Origin of the sequence: Anaerobiospirillum succiniciproducens DSM 6400 (assembly GCF_000482845.1) — a bacterium.
GTDB lineage: Bacteria > Pseudomonadota > Gammaproteobacteria > Enterobacterales > Succinivibrionaceae > Anaerobiospirillum > Anaerobiospirillum succiniciproducens.
Genome location: NZ_AXWV01000033.1, coordinates 1 through 18,197 on the forward strand (window position 1 = coordinate 1; position 18,197 = coordinate 18,197).

The 18,197-nt window shown below is 45.6% G+C and carries 12 protein-coding genes; 3 read left to right on the plus strand and 9 right to left on the minus strand.

Features of this window, described 5'->3' with window-relative positions; translation table 11 throughout:
• The 3 genes from H524_RS14465 to H524_RS14470 form a co-directional block, all read right to left on the minus strand.
• The coding region (locus tag H524_RS14465) for a flagellin N-terminal helical domain-containing protein (RefSeq protein ID WP_044121581.1) at window positions 1-469 on the minus strand (469 nt) is incomplete at its 3' end.
• 10 nt (window positions 470-479) lie between these two features.
• A complete protein-coding gene (locus H524_RS0105745; RefSeq protein ID WP_027939537.1) occupies window positions 480-1,430 on the minus strand; it encodes a flagellin N-terminal helical domain-containing protein in 951 nt (316 codons plus the stop codon).
• Window positions 1,431-1,600: 170 nt separating this feature from the next.
• Window positions 1,601-1,852: a SlyX family protein gene (locus tag H524_RS14470; protein ID WP_044121583.1), complete on the minus strand. Its 252-nt coding sequence runs from the start codon at window positions 1,850-1,852 to the stop codon at window positions 1,601-1,603.
• A gap of 341 nt (window positions 1,853-2,193) precedes the next feature.
• Here H524_RS14470 and H524_RS0105755 point away from each other — a divergent pair, with 341 nt between their 5' ends.
• A complete protein-coding gene (locus H524_RS0105755; RefSeq protein WP_027939538.1) occupies window positions 2,194-2,721 on the plus strand; it encodes an NUDIX domain-containing protein in 528 nt (175 codons plus the stop codon).
• A 288-nt stretch (window positions 2,722-3,009) separates the two neighbouring features.
• On the opposite strand, the gene lysC is transcribed toward H524_RS0105755, so the two are convergent.
• The 5 genes from lysC to H524_RS0105790 all read right to left on the minus strand — a co-directional run bounded on the left by lysC (window position 3,010) and on the right by H524_RS0105790 (window position 10,089).
• On the minus strand, window positions 3,010-4,374 hold the full coding sequence (gene lysC / locus H524_RS0105765) for a lysine-sensitive aspartokinase 3 (protein ID WP_027939540.1): 1,365 nt from the start codon (window positions 4,372-4,374) through the stop codon (window positions 3,010-3,012).
• A gap of 875 nt (window positions 4,375-5,249) precedes the next feature.
• Entirely contained in the window at window positions 5,250-6,635 is a 1,386-nt protein-coding gene (gene ppnN / locus H524_RS0105775; RefSeq protein WP_027939541.1) for a nucleotide 5'-monophosphate nucleosidase PpnN, read from the minus strand.
• 570 nt (window positions 6,636-7,205) lie between these two features.
• Window positions 7,206-8,027, minus strand: coding sequence for an NADPH-dependent 7-cyano-7-deazaguanine reductase QueF (gene queF / locus H524_RS0105780; RefSeq protein ID WP_027939542.1), 822 nt, complete (start codon window positions 8,025-8,027; stop codon window positions 7,206-7,208).
• Between the two features lie 162 nt (window positions 8,028-8,189).
• Window positions 8,190-8,951: a 16S rRNA (uracil(1498)-N(3))-methyltransferase gene (locus H524_RS0105785; RefSeq protein WP_027939543.1), complete on the minus strand. Its 762-nt coding sequence runs from the start codon at window positions 8,949-8,951 to the stop codon at window positions 8,190-8,192.
• A gap of 391 nt (window positions 8,952-9,342) precedes the next feature.
• Window positions 9,343-10,089, minus strand: a complete 747-nt coding sequence (locus tag H524_RS0105790) for an endonuclease (protein ID WP_044121585.1) — start codon at window positions 10,087-10,089, stop codon at window positions 9,343-9,345.
• Window positions 10,090-10,730: 641 nt separating this feature from the next.
• Here H524_RS0105790 and H524_RS0105795 point away from each other — a divergent pair.
• Window positions 10,731-11,582, plus strand: a complete 852-nt coding sequence (locus H524_RS0105795; protein WP_044121586.1) for a DUF5718 family protein — start codon at window positions 10,731-10,733, stop codon at window positions 11,580-11,582.
• Between the two features lie 336 nt (window positions 11,583-11,918).
• A complete protein-coding gene (locus tag H524_RS0105800) occupies window positions 11,919-12,869 on the plus strand; it encodes a transposase (RefSeq protein WP_084281674.1) in 951 nt (316 codons plus the stop codon).
• Window positions 12,870-13,201: 332 nt separating this feature from the next.
• Here the strand turns inward: H524_RS0105800 and H524_RS0105805 are convergent, their stop codons facing one another.
• Complete coding sequence (locus H524_RS0105805) at window positions 13,202-18,082, minus strand: autotransporter family protein (RefSeq protein WP_027939547.1); 4,881 nt, start codon at window positions 18,080-18,082, stop codon at window positions 13,202-13,204.
• Window positions 18,083-18,197: the final 115 nt, after the last annotated feature.

Here is an 18,197-nt window from a genome sequence, read left to right on the forward strand (position 1 = left end):
CGGCACCACCAGCTTGAGCAATTTCACGCATGAGGGTGTTGGCACCGCCGCCGTCTAGAACCTGAGCACCTGCGAAGGTAGTCTTCTTGGCAATACGGCTGATCTCGTGGGAGAGGGCCTTTACTTCCTCTTGGAGAGCCTGACGATCTTTTGCAGTGTTGGTACCGTTAGCTGCTTGGACGGCTAAGGTACGGATACGCTGCAGCATGTTGGTGGTTTCGTCTAATGCACCTTCGATGGTCTGAGCTAAGGCAATACCGTCGTTAGCGTTACGATTTCCCTGATTTAAGCCATTTATCTGTGCTGTTAAGCGGTCAGAGATCTGCAGACCTGCTGCGTCGTCCTTTGAACTGTTGATACGAAGACCTGAGGAGAGTCTTTGGTATGAGGTGTTCAGAGCTAAGGTGGAGTTAGCAAGCTTACGCTGAGCGTTGATGGAGCTAACGTTAGTGTTGACGTATAAAGCCATTTGTTATCTCCTATCGACCGCCTAAGAGGTTTAGAGCCACTGTAGGACGCTGGTTAGCCTGAGAAAGGATGGTCTGAGATGCCTGCTGAATAATCTGATTCTGAGTTAAAGCTGCGGTCTCAGATGCAAAGTCGGTATCACGAATACGTGAGCGTGCATCAGACTCATTTTCTGCAATAGAGCTCTGATTGCGGATAGTACTTTCCATACGATTTTGTAAAGCGCCAAGTGCGGCACGCTTAGAATCAACTACCTCAATGAGCTTATCAATATTTCCAAGCGTTGCCTGTGCAGTTGAAGCGTCTTTTACCATAAAGGTTACAACACTGTTATTAGCGCCTACTTTACTTAGGCCATTTGTCTTGCCTTTCCAGGTAGCATTCTTCAATCCTGCCATATCAGCAATACCTGAAAGATGAAAACCTTCTAGTACTTGAAGCTTGATTAGATCTTGAGCGTTGGCTCCAACTTGAAAGTAGTACTCGCCGTCAGCATTCTTCAAGGTATCAATTGGGTTGTTTTGAGCGTCTTTTGCGCCCTTACTCATTAGAACGTGTGCACCTGCAAATGTAGTCTTCTTACCAATGCGGGTGATTTCTTCACAAAGAGAAGTTACTTCCTCTTGGAGAGCCTGACGGTCTTTGGCGGTGTTGGTACCGTTGGCTGCCTGTACGGCTAAGGTACGGATACGCTGCAGCATGTTGGTGGTCTCGTCGAGAGCACCTTCGATGGTCTGAGCTAAGGCAATACCGTCGTTAGCGTTACGATTTCCCTGATTTAAGCCATTTATTTGGGATGTTAAGCGGTCAGAGATCTGCAGACCTGCTGCGTCGTCCTTGGAGCTGTTGATACGAAGGCCGCTTGAGAGTCTTTGGTATGAGGTGTTCAGAGCTAAGGTGGAGTTAGCTAATTTACGCTGTGCGTTAATCGAGCTAACGTTAGTGTTGACGTATAAAGCCATAGTTTGTTTCTCACATCATGAGCCATGAGATCAATGTAGAGCCATGGCTAATATCATCTGTGTAATATGGCTGCACATTTTGTGCCTATCAACAATACGCTTATCACTCCATCTTTGAGGCTCTATGCTAAGTTTAGCTGTTGTCTGAGTTGACGTGGCTTTCATGCCAACTAGTAGTGCGGAGGTGGGGTCTCTTCGCTAAGAGGACGCACGGCTGCCGGGGCATCTTGCATCGAGGCTAAGAACTTGATTTGGCGTTCAAGCTTATCGACTCTGTCTAAGAGATTATCGATGTATTTGCCGGTGTCATTGAGAGTCATGTCCATCCAAGCAAGGCGCTCTTGCATCTTTTGCATATCGTTTTCAAGCTGAGCGCAGCGTTGTTCTAGTGCCTCAACTTCACAATTCTTTTCGCCTGCCATGTAATATCCCATTACGTGTAGATGTGTCTAATGAACAAAAGTTTTGCCTTTGAGCAAGTGCTAGTGCGTGAGCTAATGGTATTTCCATAGCTGCTTTTAGTTACGCTTATTGTGCTCAAAACAGCCGTAATTTAAGCAAAGTGTGGTGGTGATTACAAGTGAATTTTGTTCGTTAAATGCTCTATCTTTGCACTTGTGGTATTTGTGAGTAGATTTGCGTGTACACTTGAAGCTAAGGCAGGACTTGGGACTTGCTAGTTTAGGTCCTATTTTTTGGCACATATGTTAGTGCCCTGATGCTGCCAATTAAGTAAATAGTTTTGGTTTTATAGGATACAGATATGGCTGTTGAGATGGTGGACATCATCGACCTTGATGATAACGTGGTTAGAACTGTAACTCGCAAGCAGATGCGTCAAGAACAGCTGCCGCACCGTGCATCCTATATTCTGATGGTTGATAGCGCTGGTCGTATTTTAGTTGAGGTTAGAACCCTTACTAAAGACTATGCTCCAGGTATGTTTGACCCATGCGTGGGTGGTGTAGTTCAGCATGGTGAAGATGGTGACATTACCGCTGAGCGTGAGGTCGCTGAAGAGGTAGGCGTTAACATTAAGCTTTCCGATCCAAACTTCCACTCTTTAGGCAAGATTGCCTTTGAGCACCATGACTTTGATGGCTTTACCATGGCCTATCTGTACTTACTGCAAGGTGACTTTATTACCGTACGTCAGGCCTCTGAGGTGAGCGGCATTATGTATCTTTCTCCTGAAGAGTTAACTCGCCTTAAAGATCAGTGCACTGTAGATAGCTACCGTGCATTTGAAGAGATTCTCCGTCGTGCTCGTGAAAGAGGCATTGCTATTTAAGATCTGAGAATTGGCCTTTCTTTCTCTTTAATCTCCTCTTACCCATGTTTTTATTCATAGCGCTTGTGAATGCAGGCGCTAGGAATTGACAATTGTCTGAATGACGCCACATGTAGATGCCGCCGTTGTGTCTTGAGGTGGCTGCAGCGTTGTTTTGATTTTTGTTTGTTGCGGGCATTAAAAAGCCCCGCTAGGCGGGGCTTAAGGAAAAAAAGAGGAAACTAGTAACGATGGCGCAAGTGATGCGCCGTTTGGGCGTTAGGCCTTTGGGCAATATGCCTTTGGGTATTAGGCCTTTTCGCTCTCAAGCAGGCTCTTGTGGAGGAGCTTGAGCACATCGACAGCATCTTCCTCGCCTACTAAGAAGCACAGGTTGTGGGATGATGCGCCGTAGCAGATCATGCGTACAGCGTAGTTGTCGATAGCAGAGAAGACCTCTGCAGTAATGTGTGAAGTACGGGCCATGTTGTTACCGATAACAGCAACTAAGGACAGGCCTGACTCAGTACGTACGTGGCAGAACTCACGAAGCTCATGGTAAAGAGCCTCAGGGATTGAGGATAAACCTGAAGTCTGGCTGCCAGCGTCAATAGTAATCGCGATAGAAACCTCAGAGGTAGATACTAAGTCTACAGAGAGGTTGTATTTTGCAAAGATGCTAAATACCTGAGCTAAGAAGCCGGTAGCGCCTACCATCTTAGGGGATGAGAGCACGATTAAGGTCTGGCTCTTACGCAGTGCTACTGCGCGGAAAGCTGGAGAGTAATCTGTGGTTGGACGTACCCAAGTACCACCCTGCTCAGGAGCCTTAGAAGAGCCAACATATACAGGGATACCGCAGCGTACAGCTGGAACTAAGGTAGAAGGGTGCAGAATCTTGGCACCAAAGGTTGCCATCTCAGCTGCCTCAAGATAGGTCAGCTCAGAAATAGGCATTGCCTCAGGAACTAAGCGTGGATCAGTGGTGTATACACCTGGAACGTCAGTCCAAATAGAGATGGTCTGAGCGTGGCATGATTCACCTAATAAGGCAGCTGAGTAGTCAGAACCGCCACGGCCTAAGGTAGTGGTCTGGCCGCTTGAATCAGCACCGATGAAGCCCTGAGTTACAACAATCTTGCCGCTATCAAGCAGTGGAACTAAGTGCTCTTCGCTTAAAGAAGAGATAACTTCAACTAAAGCCACAGCCTTGCCGTAGGATGAGTCGGTACGCATTACACGACGTACATCAAACCACTCGGCATCAAAGCCCTTTTGCTTGAAAATCTGAGTAATGAGGTAGGAGGACATGAGCTCGCCGTGGGAAACTAGGCGATCTGTGATCATGTCAGTACGAGTCATGGAAGCCTGAATTGCTAAATCATGAACAACCTTGAGGTAGTTCTTGATTACAGCCTCGTGCTCTTCTTGGTTATCCAGTTTGGAGATGATCTCTTTGTGGATAGCAAAAACCTTAGCAATGATCTCCTCGCGACCAGCGCTATCACAAGCACCAGAGGCAAGCTCTACTAATAAATTGGTAACACCGGCGCAAGCTGAAACAACAACGAGTTTAGTGTTTTTGTTAGAGGTAACAACCTCTACACACTTGCTCATTGCGTCATAGTTTGCGACTGATGTTCCACCGAACTTTGCGATATCAAGGTTTTGCATAACTGTCTTACTATCTTAATTTAGTAGCATAGAAGAGCGTCAAACGATTGAGACATACCCACTCTATTCTTCCATTTGGTTAATGAATTCTGTTGAAGTCATATTAGGCGGGCATTTGTTACCAATCAAGCCTCTATTTATAGTGCACTCCATTTGCGCATTTGTATCAATTACAGCCTGAAATGGAGTAATGAGCGTCATTTTACTCCACAAATGCCTTATATAAGCCTTTCTTTGGTATTCATTTTGATCACGGTCACATAATTATGCGTCATTGTTGTGCAATATGAGGGAGGTCTTGTCTTGCATGATGTATCTTGGTGCAATTGTATTTTTGCCTTATTAGCTCAAAGTCCTTTCCGAAATTGCCATCAAGCACGATTTCTACAGAACCCCAAGTTCCTTGTTGCATCGCGAGATTAAGGCGCTTAGCACTTGTTTCTTTGGCGATGGGGCTATGTAGATGCGTTTGATCTTTTGTATATGCGTGTGATCTTTTGTATTAGTTTTGCGGCACTGAGCGCCATAAAGCTATCAAGTATTAAGCCTTTAGATATATGAGCTTGTAGCGTACTGGGCATACGGTTGATAAGGTGCGTGGCTGTTTATGTAAGCGCTTGCTGTTAAGACAAGTGCTTATCGATTCAATCTGTTTGTGTATGCTTTAAGTTTTGACACTTTGGAGTATGGTTGGCTGATGATGCGCATGAAAAAAGCCACTGCAATCATGATCTTTGTTTCATGAGTGAGTGGCTTTTGCGTAGGCATAAGTACTTGGTGGCTAGGATGGAGTTGCTATCCTTAGTGCGCCGGATTGTTCCTGCTCCAGCTCCAGCTCCTGTTCCTGTTTATGTGCTTATGCTTGCATTGATTATTTACTCGTCCGTGGCAGCAAGCTCATAGCATGGCTTGTAGTCACGCTGTGAGAGCAAGATACGGCCTTGATCAATGAAGTCAGACATCAGCTTGCCGATGTAGTCGATGATCTCCTTGTCGCCATGGAGCTTAAATGGACCATGTTCCTTAATCTGCTTGATACCGTATTCCTTTACGTTACCAGTTACGATACCTGAGAAGGCACGGCGTAAGTTAGCTGCTAACATGAAAGGCTCTTGATCCATTGAGAGGTTGAGCTTAGCCATGGACTCATGAGTTACATCAAACGGATCCTGCAGCTCATGAGGAATGTGCAGTGACCAGTTGTAGCAATAAGACTCATGAATTAAAGTGCGGTGCTCATGAATAGTCTTCATGCCTTCAGTAACAGTCTTAGCTACAGCCTCTTCATCGCCAATGATGATTTGGTAATGACGACGAATCTCATCACCAAAGCAGTGTACTAAGAACTCATCAATTGCATCAAAGTAAGCGCGATTAGCCTCGCTACCAGTGAGAATTACCGGCATTGGATTATGGCGATTCTCATTGCACAGCTTGATGCCTAAGATGTAGAGGAGCTCTTCGGCAGTACCTGGGCCGCCAGGAAACACTATGAGCACGTGACCTAATCGTACAAAGGCCTCGAGGCGCTTCTCGATATCAGGCATGATAACGAGGTTAGAGACAAATGGATTTGGCGGCTCAGCTGCAATAATAGATGGCTCGGTAAGACCGATACGCTCACAGTTTTGAGCTTGATCTTGCAGGGCATGGCCTTCTAAAGAACCACGCATTGGGGCTTCCATAATGCCAGGACCACAGCCAGTGCAGATGTCTATGCCTCTAAGACCTAAACAACGACCTACGCTGTAGGCATAGCTATACTCTTCTTGAGAGATGGAGTGACCACCCCAGCATACAGCGATGTTTGGAGCGGTATCTGCCTTGATAGCCTCAGCTGAACGTAGGATATGGAAGATCTCATTGGTAATCAGAGCGCCTTTTTCTTCATTTGACACATTATCGATCTGCTCTTTGAATGTGTCAGTTAAGGCTCTTACTTGCACGATATCTCTAAGTACTGAGTAAAGGTGCTTTTGCAGAGTCTTAATTACCTTACCATCGACAATGGCAGATTTTGGAGGATTGATAAGCTCGAGCTTTAAGCCACGCTCGTTACGCACCACATCAATCTCAAAGCTTCTGTAGTTGTCTAAAAGCTCTTTGGAGTTGTCTGTGAGGTTACCACTATTGAGCACAGCAAGGGAGCAGTTGCGATACAGATCGTAAAGCTCACCTTGTGACTTTAAAGAAATCTTGTCTGCCTCAAACTGAGTTAATAAAGACATGGCTCCAGAGGGCCATACAACCTGAATGCCCATTTAACCTCACTTACTGACCGTTATGATCAGGACTAAACTTACCCTCAACTCATGACCTTGTTTAACATCAAATCAATTGAGTTAAGGCTTTGACCTCATCTTAGCGCATTAGCATTAACAAATGATGCTTTTCGTGTGTGATTCGTATTGAAACATAAACTCACATGTACAAGTTGTGAGCTAGGCCCAAAATCATTAAGCAAAGTATGGCTGTACTTATGACAAATGGGCCCACTGGAGTGTACACTCCCGGAACCACATCAAGCCCTAACCATGTATCAAGCTAGTTAAGAGCAATTAACAGTATAGATTGCTTAAGGTCAGTCTACAGCTATTAACAGTAACTCTCTATAACCACTACGTGCGACACGAGGTTAAGTTGGGGGTAAGCTTGGTTTGATTGCAGGAATCTTGAAGCTTTATATGTAAAGAGACGCCTTGCTTTTGAGGTAGGATGGATTGTGCAGGAGCAATTAATAGCAGGTATGCGGCTATAGGCAGCAAAGAGCTTTGCTGCCAGAAATGTTGGGAGTTTTTTTGCCCGGAAATGGGGCCTTGCTTTTAATTGCTTTACTGTCTTGGAGTGCGCTTTGGCTCGTCAAAGCTGTGGGCATTTGAGCGCACTGGGTTGATATCGATACCGCCACGACGAGTAAAGGAGCATGAGACGGTGAGCTCGTCGCACTTACAGATGTTAATAAGATCGGTAAAGATCATCTCACAGCATTGCTCGTGGAAGCCCTGATGACGACGGTATGAAACTAAGTAGGCAAGCAGTGAAGCATGGTCAATCTTTTCACCGCTGTAGCTAATAGTAACTGTAGCGTAATCAGGTTGTGCGGTTACTGGGCAGCGAGATCTAAAGAGATTAGTGGTAACAGTCTCTGAGATATTCTCTTTCTTGTTAGAAAGTCTAAGCAGGCTTGAGTCAACCTCAAAAGTCTTAAACTTCACATCAGCAAGGCTAGGATCGTTCTCTAAGATGAGATCGCTAGTATCCACTAAAGGCATGGAGCTTGAGTTAAGCTCATACAGCTTTACTTTTACCTCAGTGTTTAAAAGCTGATTTAAGTCCTGGGCAATAACAGAGCTAACCTCATCTGGGCCGTTGAACATGGTTTGGCTAAATGAACCAAGATAGAGTTTTAAGCTCTTGGACTCAACGATGTAAGGTGAAGTGCAAGGTACCTTAATGCTGGCCATGTAGCATTGTGGCAGACCATTGGGAGCTAAGAAGGTAAGCTCATAAGCACGCCAAAGATCAAAGCCTCTAAATGGAGGCATGGCCATCTTGCCGCGACCTTGGGCACGAGGGATAGGAAATAGTAAGGATGGGGTGTACTCTTCAACGTAGCTACTAGTCTTTCCTAATGGAATATCCTTTTGATGCATGATTTCTCTATCCCTAAACTAAAAAACATGGGCGCTCGAAAAGCGCCCTCTAATTATACTGACTAAGTTTCGTGTACATCCAAAACCATTAAAAAAATCTACATACCTTGAATGGGGTGTAGTAAGAGTGGTTGGCTGTATTTGGGCAATGGATCTCTTGCTTTAGAGATCGCCAAAGTGGGAGCCTAAGATGGATAAGGTCACTAAGGCTGCAGTCTCGGTACGTAAGATACGTGGTCCTAAGGTAACGCCAGTAAAGCCTGCTTGATTAGCAAGCTCGACTTCATCATCTGAAAAGCCACCTTCTGGACCAATTAAGATACGGTACTTGCCAGTGCTTGGTAGATCAGTAATCTTGCGTTGAGCACGTGGATCTAAGGTGAGATTGATAAAGCCATGCTCATCGCAGAGGCTTTGAGTATCACTAGTTGCACTGTGCTCTTTAATGAAGTTTGCCAAGGTTGTAATTGAGGTAACCTCAGGTACAACATTACGACCGCATTGTTCGCAAGCAGAGATCGCAATGCGCTGATAGCTCTCAATCTTCTTTTGGGCACGATCGCCATCGAGCTTAACCCCACAGCGTGAAGATGTCAGTGGAATGATCTTGCTAATACCAAGCTCTACAGCTTTTTGAATAGTAAAGTCCATGCGATCACCACGGCTGATGACCTGCAGCAACTCTACTTGTACTGGGCTTTCAACACTGCGCTCACACTCATTAGTAAGTTTAGCTATAGTCTTTTTGCCAGACTCGGTAAGCTCGGCTTCAAACTCATGACCTCGGCCATCAAATACAAAGATCTTATCGCCAGCTTTAAGGCGTAATACCTTAGAAATATGGTTAGCACCAAAGGCATCGAGCGTAAATTCAGCGCCGACTTCTTGTGGCATGTTAGCGTCATAAATACGAGGAATACGCATGGCTTGATCCTGGCTAAAAGATGGGGTGGTAATGTGATAGCGTCGTAAGATTGTACACCACAGTACAGATCTTTAGTGTCCTTGCAGCAACGATAAAAGCAAGCGATGTTCACAAGTGCCTAGCAATAGGCCTATAGCGGCATCCAAGCATAGTCTTATACTGGCATCGAAGCATTGTATTGAGCACCCATGCCATGACCATGACCATAACCATAACCATGACTATGAACATGCCCATGGTTATTGGCATGGGCATATTCATAGACGGGTGATGGGCTTATGCATGTTTTAGAATAACCTGCATAAGTGCATTACTAGGCCGCGTCAGGGGCAGTTTTAGGCTGTTTAGGCGCTCTCTCAAGTACATGATCACTGCATTTTGTGAGGCTAATTATCTTAGCTTGCAGGCAGCAGTGATGAACTTATTGTCGTTACCCTGAACCTTTTTAATCAGCTCATTACGACGGCAATCAAAATCAGTGACTGGGTACATACGATCCCATGCTTCATAGAGCTTACGCTGCTGTGGAGCTAAACGGATATTGTATTGATCTGCCATGTACATATAGGCACGGGCGATTTGACCACGAGACTGCTTTGGTGGCTGAGCTTTGCGACCCTTAAAGTCCACTACCATCTCGCACTTGCCGTACTGAGTTGGCTTGCCATTCCAATCAGTAAATTGGAAGTTGCCACGATCACCATTAACCTCGCCTACGCTTGGGTAGAGGTTGTGCAGATCACCTTCCATCTGTCTAAACTTAGCATCCTTGCCGCAGTTCTTACGACCACCATCTTGCCAGCATTGCATCTGATGACCAAAGTTCCAAGCTGGCATCACGTGCTCAACTTCGATGCGGGAGGCGCGATTGGCATTCTTACGTACCTCATAGCCGCAGGAGTCTAAATCAAGCTGCCACTTAACTCGCTTACCGCCACCAGTGTAGTTGAGGTCACAGCCACAGTAGATAGTAGAGGTGTTACCAAACTCCTTATCTAAAGTCTGATAGATACCAGGCAGTACTTTTTTAGCTGCAGTAAAGCTCTCCATAGCCTGAGCTTGCTGTGACATGCTCATGATGCCCAAAGCAGCGCCGACAACAGCACAGCCTTTAGCTAAGCGAACGGTAAATGACATAAACTCACTCCCAATCATGAAAAACGACAAACATTTCCGCTATAAGTCTAAGGAAAACTCATACTTAGATTAAAGCATAGAAAGTAGTCCCAAGACAGCCTTGTATTGTATGGGCAAAAGGCAAGTAAAGTTCATCTAGTGCAAAAAATCTATACGACTGCCCAATACATCTACCACTCGAGCACCATCAAAGATCACCAAAGATCGTCAAAATGCACAGCACCGTGCTTATAGATGGTCACAAGATGCAGGGTAGTGCTTTATAGATTGTCCCCAAATAGGCAATTGGCATTTATAGATAGTCACAAGATGCAAGGTAGTGCTTTATAGATTGTCCAAAATAGGCAATTGGCATTTATAGATGGTCACAAGATGCAGGACAGTGCTTTATAGATTGCCAAAAATGATGGCGCGTGGATTTGAGGTGGTCATGGTGCATGACGTGGGATTTGCGTCTTTGGTGGAAAGTTTTGGGCGCGAGATTGCAAAAACATGATCGCTGCATTACTTAGAGGTAATAACTCACTTGCTGTGTTGTGCTAACATTTATAGATTGAATCGACTTTTCGCAGGCTCACAATTGGTGAGCTAGTGTGTGGCGATGGTCGTGAGGATTACTAAACAGCTTATGGAGTTTTACCATGTTTATTGAGCTTAAGGAACTTGCATCATTTGGTGTCGCCGGTAACTTTACTGGTCACCTTGAGCAGGCAGGTGAGGATAAGGACTTTACCCAGGTAAAGACCGCAGAGGCTGATGCGCCAAAGGCTGTTTTCCCAACCTATTTACCAAAGATTGGCCCAAACACCCCTGAGTTTTTAGGCACTTTCCCATTTGATGATTACTCCATCATTTTCCCAGAAGGTGAGCAAAAGCTGCAGATTGAGCCTGAGTGCGCCATTGTGTTCGATGTAGAGTGGACTGCAGATAAGGTTAGTGCACTCCATCCATTAGTTTTCGGCGCTGCCAATGACTGCTCTATTCGTAAGCAGGGTGCAAAGAAGATCTCCGAGAAAAAGAACTGGGGTCATGCATCTAAGGGCTTTGCCTCTAACTACATCAAGGTAGACTCTTTAACCAAGGGCGGCATCTTAGATCGCTACCGTATTGCTTCTTTCTTAGAGCGTGATGGCAAGATCTATCCATATGGTGAGGACAGCCCTGTACGTGACTACTCATACTTCTACGAGAAGTTAGTTGCATGGCTTATTGACCGCTTAAACAACCAAAAGGATGAAGGTCCTGCTGAGAACATCAACATGTACTTAAACGAGGCTGGCCGTCCAACTCGTATTTTAGTTTCTGTTGGTGCAACTCGTTACACTGAGTACGGTCAGACCAACTTCCTGCAGGTAGGTGATCACGCATTAGTTGTAGTTTACCCAGAAGATCAGTACACCCCAGAAGAGATCATTCACCGCGCTGAGCGTGATAACCTCGAAGAGGATGACATCTCTGTACTGCGCCAAGAAATCATCATTCGTGGTAAATAAGACTACAGCCTTGCCATGGATGCTTTAGCAAAGCAAAGCAAAGCAACGCAGCGCAAAGCAACGCAACGCAGCGCAAAGCAAAGCTAAGTATCAAATCGTACAAACGATAGGCATGGGTATCTACGCATCTTAAGTAGATGCTCATGTAAATGCGATAAATAGGCTAATCCGTGGCAATTATTGCTAGTCACTAAAGAGCTTAACATTAAGGTGTTACACTCTTTAGTGTCAGACAACAGCCGTTAAGTTGAGTTGTTCAGCTAGTCTCATAGCTCTAGATAAGGCTCAAGGTAACGGCTGTTAGTTTTAGTGGCTTATAAAAGTAGGGTCATACTCATGTCAGGGCGGCAATTAGGCTATATCAAAACGACTAGCGGCGACATCATCGAGCTACATGAGGAAGATTATATTCGCTCATTAGAGGCGAGAGATTTGGCACTAGTAAGCCTAGTTGACTACAAGTCTAATCCCAATGAGTACTTAAGACAGGGTATTGCTCAGGCGCTAGCTACGTTCTACGGCTTATTACTCAATGCCGAGTTCTTAGTTCACCTTGGCTATGAAAAATCTGGTAATGCTAAGGTCTATTCTGAAAACCGCCGCAATGGCTATGTTCGCAAAAATGTAAGATCGTCCTTTGGACAGCTCGATATCTTAGTACCACGAGATCGAGAGGGTAGCTTTAGTCCCATTGCTATAAGAAAACACTCGCGTGCCGTAACAAGCAATGATGCCAAGCTCATGGCGATCTATGCCCATGCTTTAGATGAAGATCAAATCGCGATCTTGCTTCATAAGATGTACTTTCGTGAGCTTAATGCTGAGTGTATCGACATCATTAAAGATCGTGTGATTGCCGACGTGCGCTTTGCTCAGGCCCGTCGTTTACTACCACTGTATTCTTTTGTGCTGATTTCACGTATTAGCTTTGAGCCTGAAAATCAAATTGCTCAAGGTGAATGGTCTAAGCACTCACTCATGCTAGTACAGGGTGTAGATCTCAAGGGTAATCGCGAAGTTTTAGAGATCTTCTTCTCACCTCCAAGTCCAAACTCCAGCTCTCAGTCTATTCTTGAGGCGCTTAAAGGCCGTGGTGTTGAGGACATCATGATGGTACTCACGGATGGTCTGCCTTTAACCAATGAGGCCTTGCACGAGGTCTATCCATATGCCGTTTTATGCAACGACATTAAGAACAACAAAGATCTCAATGATGTAGGCCCACTACCAAAAGATGATGCCGAGCTTGCAAGCTTACTTAAGCTTCACGCTTCCAAAATTAAATAGCGCCAGCCAAGCTGCCATACTCATTCATTCATTCATTCATTCATCTGTCAGTGCTCATCACTAAGCCTAAGTATCACTGCTATTGCTTTTATCTAAGGGTAAGACGGTCTAACGGTCATTAAAAGCAAAACGTCGTCCTCCTTGTGCGGGCGCTAATGCTATCCATAGACGGCCATGGCCAGAGCCACCCCATTTCCCCATTTGCCTCGACCTTTGAAACTGCAGCGGCACTGCTAAAAAGCGAAAAAGCGCCACTCTAAGTAGTTTAGAGCAGCGCTTTTGGGCATTTAAAGCTTTCTGTACAAGGACAAGCTTTACTAAGGGATTAGGCCTTAGAAGTTGTAGCTTGCACCAGCGTTAATGCTGAAGCTGTCGGTATTGTCAGAGCCGTTGTAGTTGACGCTGACCTTGCTGTTGAAGTTGCCATTTGAGGAGTTCAGGCCAAACTTCACACCGTAGGTTACGTCATCCATAATCTCAGAGTTGAGGTTCAGATCTTTCTTCATGCCGTTAAAGTGAGTGCGTGAAGCAAGTTCAGTATCACCCTCGTTGAGAGTTACGCTCAGATCTAAGCTAGGAGATACGATCCAGCCATTGTTGTAGAAGTCTTGGCTGAAAGTAAGACCCATTGGTACAGAGATAATGTTTACAGTATCGATGGAGGTATTGGCGATCTCACCCTTAGCAGAGCCTAAGTTGTAAGAGTCAGTCTCAAGACGAGTGAATCTAGTGCCAAAGTGTGGGGTTAATGCAAAGAATGGAGTGTTAAAGGTATACATTGCATTAGCACCAGCACTAAAGGCCTTAGAATCAGCCTTAGTACCTAAGTTACCGTATTCTGCAAAGCCTGAGTAGCCGCTGATATCGTGCTTGATATAGTTAAATGAGGCATCACCGATTAAGGAGAAGTTGCCTACTGCCATGGATGCATAAGCACCAATGCCATAGTAATCAAAATCATCCTTCAGACCGCCGCCATTGCCAGTACCCTCAGCATCACCACGACCAATGCTTGCTGCTGCACCAACAGTTAAGTTGCCCAGTGCTAAATCAGCACCAGCACTCATGCCATATAAGTCTACATCAGCACCATAAGTAGCGCCGCTTGAGTTAAAGCCATCGGCCTTGGTACGACGGAGATTAGGGCTTGCCCAGAAGCCTGTTACAGCCTCTGTTGGCTTAGAGACAGTGCTATTTAACAGATTGTCATTCTGATTGAAAATCTGAGAGCTGGACTTCTTAACGTGTGCAAAGCTTTGAGCACGCTCTTGCATTGCATCGTTTAAAGCATCAACTGCAGCCATGGAAGCCTGAGCAGATCCTGCATAGATAGCAGCATGAGCAGCCTTATCTGCCTCAAGACCGGTATTAGAGTCTGTGGTGATCTTAGCTATGTATTCGCCACCTGCGCCATTAGTGCCGTCAAAGACATTGTTGCCACCACTAATAGTCTCAGAGAGCATCTCACGAACTGGCTTGGATACCTTGGCAAACTTCTCGTCTAACAGCTTGGTATTTACATTAAGCTTAGCGATAGTACCATCAGGGCTAATAGTGCCGCTTAACAGACCGTTAGTAGAAGTTGCCGTTATTGCAGGGGCATTAGTAGCGCCTGCAAAGATCTTTACGTTGGTATCGTTGCCGTTGAACTTACCTGAGAGCAGAACAGTAGTCTTCGCATCAGCAACAACGGTCTTATTGTCTGCACCAGAAACATCAATGGCAGCGCCAGTCTTCTTACCATCAGGGCCTACAGTGTAGACATTGTCGGTAATCACCATGGCGGTGTTTTCGCCAAAGGTTACGGCTGCAGTTGCCTGAGTAGCTGCATCTGGGCCAGTAGCCTTAGGATCAACGACAATCTTGTCTTGACCATTAAGCTTGATGCCCTTGTTAACCACTAAAGCGTTTTGGATCTCAGAGCCGCTATTAAAGCCGCCATGAGCGCCTAAACGATCCTTAATGATGGAAAGAACATCATCTTTGCTCTCAAAGCCAACTGCTAAGACAGCGTTCTTGCCTACAACTGCAGTACCGCTTAAGGTACCAGCTGAATGGGCATCGTTAGCGCCTGCAAGATTTTCTACTACGTGGTAGGAGGCCTGAACGTTAAAATCAGGATCAACAAATAAAGTTGCGCCGTTGAGGTTCATGTTCTTAGCCAGAACATCAGCACCTAAGCCGCCAACCTTGTCCTCGCCCACCTGAATAGTGGCACCAGAGCTACCAGTAAAGTTCTCAACCTGAACGCTTGCATTACCTGCAATGACGTGGCTGCCTGAGCCATCAAACTTCAGCTCTTTAGCGTCAATGTCGCCATTAATTGCAGAAGAAGCTGAGCCAGTCTTACCGGCAGTAATAGTAATTAAGCTTTCCTTGGCAGTTAAGCTAGAACCTTGAGCAAGCTGTAAGTTTTGAGTGGTTACAGAGCTACCCTCAACAACTAAGTCAGAGTTTGCCTGAACCTTAACTGTACCAATGCCAGCATCTTTAGCACCGATATCTCCCTTGACGGTAACCTTGCCAGGAGCGCTACCCTCATTGTTGCCAATCAGGAGCTGACCTTCGTTTTCTTTCTCAGCTTTAATCGCGCCAATGTTACCGGTACCTTGTAACTGCAGTGCAGTACCAGCGCCCTTAAAGTTTACGCCAGTGATAGTGCCATCAGCAGTTTGCACGAAGTTGTTCTTGCCATTGCCGTTAGCACCTGCATTAGTGAGCTTAACTAAGGTGGAGCTGTTGCCGCTAGTATCAGGGCTTGAAGAGCCGCCTGCAGCAATGTCTAAAGGTGAGGCTGTTACAACAACATTACCAACAGAAACACTCTTGTCGATGTTGGTCTCTACCTTAACTTGGGTGTTTTGGTAAACGCCATCTGGAGTGCCTTGCTCAAGGTCGCCTAAGTTCATCTCTGGCTTTGCATCGCTATTAGTAATAGCAAAGCCGTCAAAGAAGCCTTCAAAGGTAGTCTTTTGCTTGAGATCCTTAAATTGGTCCATTGTCATGGAGCCAACATTGGCTAAGTTTACGGTTGAGGTATTGCCGTTAGCACCAGTCTTAATGGCGTCCTCAGCAAATACATCTTTCTTAAACTCAACAGTCTTACCCTCTTTAAGATCAAGGATCTTAGAGCCGTCTAAGTGCAATGAAGAGGTGTTCTCAAGCTCGATAGATGCAGAGGCGATCTTATAAGAGCTTGCACCACGAGCATCTAAGGTACCGTCAACCAGCTTAATGCCGTTTTCACCAGTGGTCTCTAGCTTACCGCCATTAACGGTAAGGGAGGCATCTTGGATAGTAAGAGCAACCTTTGCTGGGGTTGATGTGGTGCCAGAGTCAGCAATACCTGCAGCTTCTCCTGCGGCCTTGCCATTGATGCTCATTAAGGCATACAGTCTTTCTTCACCAGATACTGCACCAGTGCCTGCTTCGCCAGATAAGGCCTTAGCATATGCAACAGCAGTTGAGGCTGTTCCGCTTGGAGTGCCGCTGCCTGAGCCAGTTGAACCTGAGCCAGAACCAGAACCTGGGCCATTGTCTGTTGATGGCTTAACATTGGCAATGATAAGGTCTTTGCCTTGCTCCATGTGGTAATCACCACCTTTGATGGTGAGACTACCAGATGAAATCTTTAAGCCGCCCTTAATGGTCTCGCTCTTATCTGACTGTAAAACCAGATCATCTTGCAGGGTGTAGTTACCATCATCTGCAGCAACAAACTCTACATTCTGAGCAAACAGGCTCTTAACGCCTAAAGCAGTAGAAGATGAGTCAAAGTTCTTGGAGCCTAAGGTCAGATTCTTTGCTTGTACATTGAGTTTAGCGGCGTTTTCAATCTTCTTAGAGATGCTAACGTGCTGACCACGTACAAAGCCATTCTCCTTAAGGGTAATAGCTCCGACATCACCCTTTTCGCTGAACTTTAAGTCAGAATCAGCAAGCTCAACGTGGCTGTCGGTAAAGTTAATGCCACCACCAGAGTTTAAAACTACAGAGCCAGCAGTTGCGTTCTTGAGCTTCTTATTTGGATCCTTAAATTGTGCATTCTCATCTACATACTGCAGCTGGGAACCATCGGCATTCTGTGCTTTTAAGAAAGACTTTAACTTAGCCTTAGTAAGCTCTAAAGTAGCTTCACCAGCAGCTGAGCCGCTTAAAACTACCTTGGCTTTGCCACCTGATGCAGACTCATTGCCTGCAAGTACAGCCTCATCGCCAACTTTGAAATTTGCGCTTTGGACGGTAAGCGTGTCGCTAAGATCCACATAAGACTTACCGTTGAGGTTAAATGAGCCGCCCTTGATAGTAACGTTTGAGCCTGCCTTTACAGAGACATTTCCGTTGTTAACATCGGTATTTGCTACCTGATATGTTGCAGTACCTTTACCGCCCGCAACGCCCTCAGCAAAGCTTAGCACGCCACCGTCTACAGTTACGTTAGCGGCCTTAACAGTATTGTTTTTGCCTGTGTTTAGACGGATCTTGCCATCACGATTAACTGTGATGTTAGTAGACTCATTACCAAGAATTGAAGTGCCATCACCACTAAAGTTTTGAGGAGCATCAACGGTACCGCCAACATGGATTGTGGCTCGTCCTGACTCTTCTGGCTTATCAGTTGATCCAGAGAATTTGTTATTGCCGATAACGATGTTTTGGGCGGCTACTGTAGCAGTGGAGGCAGCATCGTTTGTAGCAATGTGCATATTGGACTGCACATTGATGTTGCCTACATTAACATCAAGCTTGCCACCACCCTTTGCGACCATAAACAGGCCAGGGTTCTTATCGCCGCCCTCTGCAGCAACATCAATTGTGCCTTCGCCTCTGATATTAAGCTTTTGACTAGCAGCTGCTTCAAAGTAGTTTTCTTTATATGGGTGCTTGGTATTCTCGATCAGTATTTTCTGCTCGGCTTTAAGCTCGAGAGTTACGCCATCTCCTGAATCACCACTGATTGTGACTTTGGAGTATTTGCCGTCAGTACCTTTATCAGTGTCATTGCCTGTAATGGTAATTGTGCCGTTACCTGCTTTGAGAGAATCAAGCCACTTCTGAGTGCTGTCGAGATCTCCATCGGCTGCATGGGCGTATGAGGAGACACCACCTGCCGTAAGAGCAATGGCAGATGCTAAACCTCTTATGTAAGGACTCTTGAAGATGGCTCGGTATTGCTCGAGCTGAAAAGTCAGTGCTAAGTTGTTTTGCTTCATTTGAATAATCTTTGGCAAGTGGTTATGAGCTTGGGCTTGATGTTTATGGCGCAAGCTTGTTTAGAACAATGCATGAAAGGCATAGCTAAATGTGTAGGTTCTATGCTTGCTGCAT

Coding starts and splice junctions, on each gene's coding strand:
- H524_RS0105745 (WP_027939537.1), bottom strand. CDS start 1,430: ATGGCTTTATACGTCAACACTAACGTTAGCTCGATTAACGCACAGCGT.
- H524_RS14470 (WP_044121583.1), bottom strand. CDS start 1,852: ATGGCAGGCGAAAAGAATTGTGAAGTTGAGGCACTAGAACAACGCTGC.
- H524_RS0105755 (WP_027939538.1), top strand. CDS start 2,194: ATGGCTGTTGAGATGGTGGACATCATCGACCTTGATGATAACGTGGTT.
- lysC (WP_027939540.1), bottom strand. CDS start 4,374: ATGCAAAACCTTGATATCGCAAAGTTCGGTGGAACATCAGTCGCAAAC.
- ppnN (WP_027939541.1), bottom strand. CDS start 6,635: ATGGGCATTCAGGTTGTATGGCCCTCTGGAGCCATGTCTTTATTAACT.
- queF (WP_027939542.1), bottom strand. CDS start 8,027: ATGCATCAAAAGGATATTCCATTAGGAAAGACTAGTAGCTACGTTGAA.
- H524_RS0105785 (WP_027939543.1), bottom strand. CDS start 8,951: ATGCGTATTCCTCGTATTTATGACGCTAACATGCCACAAGAAGTCGGC.
- H524_RS0105790 (WP_044121585.1), bottom strand. CDS start 10,089: ATGTCATTTACCGTTCGCTTAGCTAAAGGCTGTGCTGTTGTCGGCGCT.
- H524_RS0105795 (WP_044121586.1), top strand. CDS start 10,731: ATGTTTATTGAGCTTAAGGAACTTGCATCATTTGGTGTCGCCGGTAAC.
- H524_RS0105800 (WP_084281674.1), top strand. CDS start 11,919: ATGTCAGGGCGGCAATTAGGCTATATCAAAACGACTAGCGGCGACATC.
- H524_RS0105805 (WP_027939547.1), bottom strand. CDS start 18,082: ATGAAGCAAAACAACTTAGCACTGACTTTTCAGCTCGAGCAATACCGA.